The sequence below is a fragment of the Bacteroides sp. OM05-10AA genome (assembly GCF_003439055.1).
Classification (GTDB): domain Bacteria; phylum Bacteroidota; class Bacteroidia; order Bacteroidales; family Bacteroidaceae; genus Bacteroides; species Bacteroides intestinigallinarum.
This window is the reverse complement of the sequence record NZ_QSUR01000072.1, coordinates 1-9,127: the sequence shown is the minus strand read 5'-3', so window position 1 is coordinate 9,127 and position 9,127 is coordinate 1. Positions and strand designations below refer to the sequence as shown.

At 36.1% G+C, this 9,127-nt stretch carries 10 protein-coding genes; 8 read left to right on the top strand and 2 right to left on the bottom strand.

Annotated features, from left to right (window positions below; all coding sequences use genetic code 11):
* The first annotated feature begins 51 nt into the window (after nucleotides 1-51).
* From DXB58_RS27235 to DXB58_RS27210, 6 genes are all read left to right on the top strand, one after another.
* Complete coding sequence (locus DXB58_RS27235) at nucleotides 52-1,029, top strand: replication initiation protein (protein ID WP_032943496.1); 978 nt, start codon at nucleotides 52-54, stop codon at nucleotides 1,027-1,029.
* 13 nt (nucleotides 1,030-1,042) lie between these two features.
* A complete protein-coding gene (locus DXB58_RS27230; RefSeq protein WP_007851405.1) occupies nucleotides 1,043-1,234 on the top strand; it encodes a hypothetical protein in 192 nt (63 codons plus the stop codon).
* Between the two features lie 101 nt (nucleotides 1,235-1,335).
* Entirely contained in the window at nucleotides 1,336-1,857 is a 522-nt protein-coding gene (locus DXB58_RS27225; RefSeq protein WP_007851403.1) for a hypothetical protein, read from the top strand.
* Between the two features lie 20 nt (nucleotides 1,858-1,877).
* A complete protein-coding gene (locus DXB58_RS27220; RefSeq protein WP_233527380.1) occupies nucleotides 1,878-3,515 on the top strand; it encodes a LuxR family transcriptional regulator in 1,638 nt (545 codons plus the stop codon).
* A gap of 147 nt (nucleotides 3,516-3,662) precedes the next feature.
* On the top strand, nucleotides 3,663-4,235 hold the full coding sequence (locus tag DXB58_RS27215; RefSeq protein ID WP_007851399.1) for a hypothetical protein: 573 nt from the start codon (nucleotides 3,663-3,665) through the stop codon (nucleotides 4,233-4,235).
* Nucleotides 4,236-4,248: 13 nt separating this feature from the next.
* Nucleotides 4,249-5,748: a hypothetical protein gene (locus DXB58_RS27210; protein ID WP_007851396.1), complete on the top strand. Its 1,500-nt coding sequence runs from the start codon at nucleotides 4,249-4,251 to the stop codon at nucleotides 5,746-5,748.
* 407 nt (nucleotides 5,749-6,155) lie between these two features.
* Here DXB58_RS27210 and btgB read toward each other — a convergent pair whose 3' ends face one another.
* Both btgB and btgA read right to left on the bottom strand, forming a co-directional pair.
* Entirely contained in the window at nucleotides 6,156-7,034 is an 879-nt protein-coding gene (gene btgB, locus DXB58_RS27200; protein ID WP_007851393.1) for a mobilization protein BtgB, read from the bottom strand.
* Nucleotides 7,031-7,636, bottom strand: coding sequence for a mobilization protein BtgA (gene btgA / locus DXB58_RS27195; protein ID WP_007851392.1), 606 nt, complete (start codon nucleotides 7,634-7,636; stop codon nucleotides 7,031-7,033). The genes btgB and btgA overlap by 4 nt, the downstream gene beginning before the upstream one ends.
* Nucleotides 7,637-8,026: 390 nt before the next feature.
* On the opposite strand from btgA, the gene DXB58_RS27190 reads away from it, so the two are divergent.
* Nucleotides 8,027-8,374, top strand: coding sequence for a type II toxin-antitoxin system RelE/ParE family toxin (locus DXB58_RS27190; RefSeq protein ID WP_007851390.1), 348 nt, complete (start codon nucleotides 8,027-8,029; stop codon nucleotides 8,372-8,374).
* 5 nt (nucleotides 8,375-8,379) lie between these two features.
* Nucleotides 8,380-8,694: a helix-turn-helix domain-containing protein gene (locus DXB58_RS27185; RefSeq protein ID WP_007851388.1), complete on the top strand. Its 315-nt coding sequence runs from the start codon at nucleotides 8,380-8,382 to the stop codon at nucleotides 8,692-8,694.
* Nucleotides 8,695-9,127 lie beyond the last annotated feature (433 nt).

The following is a 9,127-nucleotide window of genomic DNA, read 5'->3' as shown; positions in this document are numbered from 1 at the left end:
TTTTTTTTTTTCTCGTTTTATATATTTTATTTTGTGGAAAATATTCGGCGTATGGCAAAGAAAGACCAAAAGAAACGAGATATTATCTTATCTCAAGATAATGCACTCACAACTGCCCGTTATAAGTTCGACCTTATCGAAAAGCGTGCGTTATATTGCATCATTCGCAATATACGGGCAAACTATATCGAACAAGAGGACGGACAAAGAACTTTGTTTGAAAATCTTATAATCACAATCAAAGAGGAAGAACTTCAAAAATGTGGTGATAATACTAAAATGAAGAATATCTATGATGCGCTAAAGCGGCTTAGAAATCGTGATATAGAGATTAATAACGAAAAGATGTGGCTGAGTATCGGTTTTGTCAATTACGTTAAGCATATCAAAAATAAATCATATTTTGAAGTGGAAGTATCCAAAGAGGTACTACCCTATTACGTGGAACTCGCCCAAAACTTCACGAGTTACTCCATGACAGTAGCAATCGCACTCAAAAGCACATTTACCCAACGTTTCTATGAACTATGCTGCCAATATCAAAATAAAGGTTTCTTTTTCTATGCTGTCAATGAGCTACGGGAAATGTTCATGTTGGAAAACAAATATCCACGTTCTTTCGATTTTAAAAAATGGGTACTTGAAACGCCAGCTAAAGAATTAAAAAACCTATATGATGCCGGACAATGTGATTTATACTTCGATTTCGACATAAGGGAAAAGAAAGGTAAAGAAGCACTCTCTTATAACTTTTTCATACACAGCCGTCAAACCGAACAACAAAAGCTATTGGAATACGAAAGTGCCAAACAAGCGATCATCTACATAACAACCACTATTTCGAGATTCTCTAAAAGTGACAAAGGATATGTTAAACGTGTAGTGAACGCTGTACAGTTACACCCGGAAATAGCCGTACAGGTGGCGCAAAAAATACAAAAGAAGTTTGAGCAATATATAGACAAGCCAGCCAAACAAATAGGAGCTATCATCCGGGTTTGCTTAATGGAAGATTTTGGTATAGAATAAAAAACATACAAGTATGAAAACAGGTGATAAAGTTATCGTGCCAGCCGAAATTAACGGCTATGGCAGGGATTTACAGGCAATGGTTACAGAGATAGAGAAGTTTGCTGGGACAATATTCGTAACAGTGGTATTCACCGAACCATGTCCGGAAGCCTACGGAAGAAAAGGAGGCGTTTACCATGACTTCCAGCTAATAACAGAGTGATTTATTTTGCTATAATCGCAATAAATTGCTATAACACATGTAATAAATTGCAATAATAAAACTTATAACTACCTTTGTAACAAAATATAGCATTTACAGCAATGGAAAAAGGACAGGAAAGCAAGCAAAAGAGGAAAACACCGCTTACCACCATAGCGATAAGCCAAGAGTACGCCCAAAAATTAGACGAGTATTTAAACGGTACGGGTATAACTCGCAAAGAATTTGTCGAGTTGTCCGTTGATTATTTCCAAAGAACTGGATTCGACCTTCGAGGTGAAGCATTTGACCTCTCCCCATTAGAAAAGGTTGCCGGGCGGCTGGAACAATCTGCAAAGATCATGGAACAGCACAACGAGGGAACAGAAGCGGTACGCCAGCTATTGCTAGCAGTCCGGGAACAGACCGCTAAACAGCTTCCGGCACCAGAACTGATTGCCCATGCTGCCGAAGAAAAAGCAAAGGCAGAAGCCAAAAACGAAGAACAAGAAAGGGAGATTACCCGGTTACGCTCTGAGAACTCTGCTTTGCTAGAATATAAGAAAAAGGCACATCGAGAACTGTGTCGGGTACGTGACGAACAAAAAATTTTCGGAAAAATACATGTAAAAACTGAGTTGTAATCAAACCTATTGATAATACTATGAAAAAACAATCTATATATTTTTTAGTTATCATCATTTTGTTAGTACAGACATCTTGCCAACAAAACAATGAGGAAGAAGACTTTTTTAATAATCAAATAACACTCTTAGAAAATAATCCTCGATTATATCTTTCTAAAATTGATTCAACCCAAGTCACTAATCTTAATAACTCAAAAGAAGCAACTCATTTCTTATTAGTTTCATTAGCCAACTACTATGTAAATAATTACTACCCACCCAAAGAAGTATTACAAAAAAGTATTCATATTTTCACAAAAAAGAAACTAATTCAACAACAACTTGAATCCCTTTTGTTTCTTGCCAAAACATACAAAAAAGAAAAAAACTTAAAAATGGAGGTGCAAGCTATAGAAAAAGCTATAGATATAGCAAGCCAAATAGAGGATAAAGAATGGCTATGTTGTCTATATGGCTATCTAGGAGATATGTATATCCGCAAATACAACATGTTGAAATTTATCAAATATCAAACATTAGCTAACCAGTGTATTGAAGATATTGCATTTAGGGATATGGATATATCAACTCAAGTACAAACGGCAAAAAGTTTTTTATATATAGGAAATCATAAAAAGTCCTACGAGCTATTGAATTTAATAGAAAGCTCCATTGATAAAAACAACATTTATTATAATGAGATAAAATGCCTACAAGGTATTACGCTATTTAAGACTAAACAATGGGCACTATGTATCGAAAAATTACAGGAAGCTATAATATTAAGCCAAACAGATGATTTTTTGTTTGTCTGCCATTCTATACTAACTTATTGCTATTACTCCATAAATGATTTAGCAAATGCTAATAAACATAGAAAATTAGCTATAGAATATGATACAGATTCGGAAACCAATTTTGCTGAAATAGAATTTTATAAACTGTGTGCAGAATTTGCTAGAGAAAATAATTATATAGACAATCAAATTGATTACCTGTATAAGGCAATAGAACGATATGAAATTCTTCTAAGGAACTTGAATGGAAGTTCTTTAGATGAAGCTATTCAAGCATATACTCACTTTTGCGATAAAAAAAATTATGAAAAGAAATTATCTACATACAAATATGCTGCTTTAAGTTCTCTTTTTATAGCAAGCATAGGGCTATTAATCTACATCAATAAAAAAAGAAAACAAGCTTACCAAATTGTGGCTCTTCACCAACAAATAGAAACATTGGAAGGCTTAAATAATATAAAAGATGAAGCAAAAATGTTCATCTTACGTGATTTTGAAATAGCCAAACAAATTGCAATGTTGAGATATACGCAAAAAGAACAAAGTGCTAAATTTATAAAAGAATTAAACAGATTCAATATTACACAAAATAATTCTTTACTAACTACGCAATGGGACAATTTTTATAAACACATTGATTTATCTTTTGATAATTTTTATACACTGCTGAAAGATAACTTTTCAGATCTAAATGAAAAAGAACTACAACTTTGCTGTATGATGGTTGCAGGGTTCAAGACAGAAGAAATTGCAGCTATATGGATGCAAAGTATTTTTTCTGTACACAAATATAAAACCAATATCCGAAAGAAACTTAAAACTCCTGAAGGTGCTAATATAATAGCTTTTTTAAGGTCTGCTCTTCCATTCCAATGACAGCTTATACTTTTACAATCTTTTTTTTGTGATGCACCTTAACTATCAAATAGTTATATATTAAGTTTACAAATTCACAAAAAAGCTTACAAATGGCGATTTGAAGTATTAAGTCTAACTTTGCAACGTTCAAAATCAATAAATTATATGATAAAAAAAGGTTTTTTACTTGCATTGTTTGCTATAGGTGTTTTTGCAAATATATTCGCACAGGACACCTTATCTTTCAAAAAGACGAGAGATAAAAATATCTATATAGAGTTTTTAGGAGCTTCTAACCTTATTGGAGTTTCTTTCGATTCAAGATTTACTCCTATATCCCCATGGGGATATAGGATTGGTATTTCTTATTTTCAAGGAGGGGATTCTTTTATTAAAGCATCTAACTCTAATAGAGGGCTATTTTTCCCTATTGAAGTAAACTTCCTCACCTCTGGAAATAAGCACAAATTAGAACTTGGATTAGGATCTAATCTTGGAATATATAACGAACACATTTCTTTTATAGAAGAATCAAAGGAACAATATGAAACAATAAGTTCCACTTCCAATACAACATTTGGATATTATTTCTTTTCTAATATAGGTTACCGTTACATATCAACTAAAGGTTTTCTATTTAGAATAGGATTAAGCCCTTCTTTTAGTTTTAATGATAAACACGGTATAACAAAAGAACCATTTATTTACCCTTATATTAGTTTTGGATATTCATTTTAATAAATTCACATATATGAAAAAAATCAGTTATATCATCTGTTTAACAGCTATTTTGTGTTCATGTAACAATGAACTTCCTATTGAAAATGTACAAGAGCTACAGACTCCTAAATCAAAAGAAGATTCAGAAATTCTTAGTTTTAAAAATTCAGAAGAGTTCTTATCAACAATAGAAAACTTCGACTTGGATAATCCTATTTTAACAAGAGCAAGTTCATCTTTTGTTTCTGCGGAAAATATCTATGAACAGGAAAACAATGAAAATGCAGATAATGAATATATTGGTTTTCTTATTCCTGATGAAAAATATAGAAATTTTTTCAATAAAGATCTAGAAATAATTATCAATGATACTCTTTACAAAGCAACTAAATATGGTACACTATTTACTCATATTTCAAATAAATCAGAATTAATCAAATCTTTAGAAAATATTTCTGAATTCAAACCGTTATCCAATAATACGAAACAATATGGAAACATTAAACTTATAGACACTTACGGACTATGGGATAAAGAGACTAACAATCCTATTACAGATGATAGTTTTTTTGAAAATGACGAGGATGATTTATTAGTAGAAAACAATGGGACTGAAACTCTCACACGTTCCGCAAGCGATGGAGGTATACCTAAATCTGTCGTAGAATCATTCCCCACAATAGGAACAGCTGATGTAAACCTTATAGATAAGGTCATACACTTTAATCCGGGCTATCTAGGACATACGAAATTAAGATTTAAATCTAATTCAAAAAGAAAACTATATATTTCTCTATACAGAAATGACTATGGATTTGCAGTAAGTATTGGACTTGATTGTAAGGTCATGAAAAAGTTATGGCATGGTATGAAATGGGGACACATGAAACATTGGGATGATGGTATATACTATGGAGTTGCATCACTCGTTGTAAAACAAAAAATCAAGAATCCCAGTTTTGATACTGTACTAGATGAAAATAGAAAAGAGTTTCTAAAGAAACAATGGCAAGAAGCTATTAAGCACAATAATTTCACTAACGCTTCAAACAGTCTAACTGGAGGAATTTCAAATCAATGGAATCCTGAATATAACCATAGCAAACAAGAAAATAAATTCATTATTCCATATATTTCAGTTATAGATGATTTCTTTGGAACAACAAATATATCAAAGAAAATCGAAGATGCTCTTATACGTCAAGGAGCTAATTTCCTAAAAAGCTATGTTAATAGTCATAAAACACAAAGTACACAATTAGTTTGCATATCACAACGAGAGAAAACTGCATATTCTTTATTTAGAAATGATCTCTCTTGGAACGGGGGAGGATATAGAGTAAAAGAAACATTCCTTAGATATTATAGAAACATTGTATTTTCCATTAAAATCAAAGGAGATAAAACAACTCCAGGAGCAGATCTAGGAGACAATGATTTTGTTGGTAAGCCAGAAATTGTATCCTGTGAGGCTATTGTATATACCAAAGATGGTGATGGCTGGATTGGAGCAAAAATAGAAAAAAAATAATCCTAAACAAAATAGGGAAGGAGTTAATATATACGCTCCTTCCCTTCACTTATTGTATGAAAAAAAAGTATCTTATTTTTTTAGTCCTAAGTTTCTGTTTGTTCTCGTCATGCTCAACAATGCTTGAAATAATAACAGGAAATTATAAATGCGCATACCCTAATTGTAATGAACGAGCAACAGAAAATTCAGTATATTGCCCATACCATAAGCCCTACTATCTTAAATAGCATCATCACCAATGTTTTTTCTTTTTTCCTAAACACCTGCCAGCGAAGCACAGAGTATTTGTCAAGGGCGAAGGGTAAAAAATACCGCACGAGCGAAGCGAGCACAGGAGATTTTTTACCCTTCGCCCTTGACAAATACTCTGTGCGGAGTTACCTTTGTGCCGGAAAATAGAAAAATCACATGCCCATTCCGAAACCTCTGCTCCTTTTTGGCTTCTTCAGGAGTTCCAGATCTTCCTCCTGCTGCTTCTTTTTGGGAATAGGCTGCTCGATGTCCGGCGTTTTCTCCACCTGTTGAATTTTTGACTTCTCCGGTTCCTGCCGGGATTGAAGCTCCGCTTTGAGATTGTCCCATTTCTCCTTTCTGATGCGTTCCGCACGTTCCACCTGCCGGGCTATTTCCGCCGGGCTTCCGTTCTTGACAGCGTTAAGATAGTCGAAGCTTTCCTCCGGCTCCCGGTCAAACCCCATGCACCGATCAAAAGAGCTTTCACACTTCCGGAAAAAATCCGTCCGGTCAAAACCTCCCTTCACGTTGCCGCAGTTCTTCTTTCCGGTGTGGTTCGTTTTAGGGCTTAACTTTTTGGTGTTGCTCCGGTCTTTCCGACTGACGATGATATGTGCGTGCATATCGCTGTCACTGTCACCGTCCCGGTTGAAATGGATCTTTGCGTAATATTCCACATCATCGCTTCTCAAGCCTTTTCCGAAACCCTCTGCATAGTTTCTCATCACGTCCTGCCGGATGTACCGCTGCAAGGCTTCCGCACGCTCCTGCGGAGTCCTGCCCATGCAGCGCAGCTCCTTCTCTGAAGGGCTGACGGTGATAACATAGAACTTTGCGTCAGTCCGGCTTAACTTCGCCTTGTTGTTGTCTATCTTGAATGTGACCTCCCTTGCGCTCACGTAGTCCCGGAACTGGTTGAAGAACGGCTGCACCTCCTCCCCTTTCTTCATCCTCTCCAGATCCTCATGCTGGAGATAGTTCGTCACCGCAACACAACTGCCTGTATTGGCGTATGTGCCGTTACCGCCTCCCTGTATCTTCACGTTCATATCTTTTCCCTTTTGTTCTTCTCGTCCTTGTACAAGGCTTTTATATCATCGAAAAGCCCGGCTTTTCCTTTCGCGTCGATGTAGCTTGCGATATAGGAGAAGATCTTCTCCTGCCTTTGCGTCACAGCCTCCAGCCTTGCATAAATGGCTTGTTGGTTCTTCAGAAGCATATCCCTCGACTGACCGACTACCTTTTCCGCCCGGTCCAAAGCCTGCTCCCTTATCCCGGCAAGGCTTGCAAGATCACGCATGAATAGGTCATTGTCCTTTTGGTATTGGCTAAACTTTTTTTCCGTAAGTATCGAGTCCATGCTCATGGTCACTCTCATGCTTGTACTGCCCATGGCTTCACAAGCCGGACGCAAGAAATCCTGCTCCTGCTTCCTGATGAACGCTATCACCTGATCACAGCGTTTGATAAGTTTCTGCATTTCCTTTGCCGGACTTTCATGTTCAACCGGGTTGATGCCGTACTTCTCGAAGTATTCCAGCGCACAGGAAAGGAAGTCTTTCTTTGATACATTATTGGACTTTGCCAGCCTGTCAAGCCGGGCAAACGTTTTTCGATCAATGGTGACAGAAGTGGTTGTTTCTTTATCCATACAATTGCGATTTTAATTGCTAATTATATTATTAAATCTCTGATTTACAAAGGTATAATTTTAACCACAATTTCAAACTAATTGTGGTTAAAAAACTTAAACGGCTGATATTCAGCCGTAATCCCGTAGGGCAAGAGGAAAAACAGGGCAAAGCCCGGTTTCCTCTTGCTGTTCTTTCGACTGCCGAGCAATCGACGAACACCCTCCCCTGCGGTACGGCGAAAGCTCGTACAAGGGGGACGAGGAGAAGTCGGAGCGAGGCACTAAGAAAGAACCTATTCCACAAACAAAAAACACATCAAAACGGCACAACAGGCTGCATAAAATAAATATATTTTGTTTCGTTATATGGAAACAAATTGTTATATTTGCAACACTAAAAAACTTTATATGGAAGCAAAATCAAGATTCAAGGTCAAATTATCCAACGAAGCCCAAGAGTTTTTAGACGGATTGCCCAACAAGGTACGTGAGAAGATCATTAGCAATATTCGTAAATCCACCTTTGTACTTGATCCTGATTTATTCAAGAAATTGGATGATACGGATATCTGGGAGTTCAGAACGTTCTATAACAAAACCAAGTACAGGCTTCTTGCTTTTTGGGATAAGGGCGATAAGATAAACACTCTGGTAATCGCAACGCACGGGTTTATCAAGAAAACCCAAAAGACACCCCTCAAAGAAATAGCCAAAGCCGAAGAGATTAGAAAAGATTATTTTAATTCAAAAAGATAAAGCGTATGGAAGCAAAGAAATTTTATACACTCGAAGAAATCGAAGATAAATACATCGGAGAAAAAGGTACTCCCAAACGTGATGCCTACGAAGAAGAACTTAACTCTTTTTTGATAGGTGAAGCCATTAAACAGGCTCGCCAATCAAAGAACTTAACCCAAGAGGAATTAGGCAATTTGATAGGAGTGCAGCGGGCTCAAATCTCCCGAATTGAAAACGGTAAGAATTTAACCTTTTCCACCATTGCAAGAGTTTTTAAGGCTATGGGGATAAGTGCTAAACTTGAAATCGGAAGCATGGGTAAAGTTGCATTATGGTAACTGACTATATCCGGGATGCGTTTTCGCTCCCGGAAAACTTCTCATATTACACACAAAAAATCATATTTATACAAATTTTAACACGCGGAAAAATCCTCTCAATCCGTTGCACTTGGCTTTACCTATTTCCACTCTCTTCCTTTCTTCGGAAATTTATCGTATCAAAAACAAGGTGAAAAGTGGAGCGAAGCAACCTCTATAAACCAAAAAAGAAACGCTCCATTGCTTTACGGTAATTTTTAGTTTCTTTTTAGTTACTTTTTCGGCATGTTTTTTTGCTTTGCAATATATTTATATTCAATGAGTTACAAAGTGTCATTTTTGAGAAAAACGAGAAATTTCCGAGAGAAAACGAGAAATTTCCGAGAGAAAACGAGAAATTTCCGTTTTTTTTTGAGAAAAACGAGAAAAAACCGCGAGAGTTTTTTTTTTT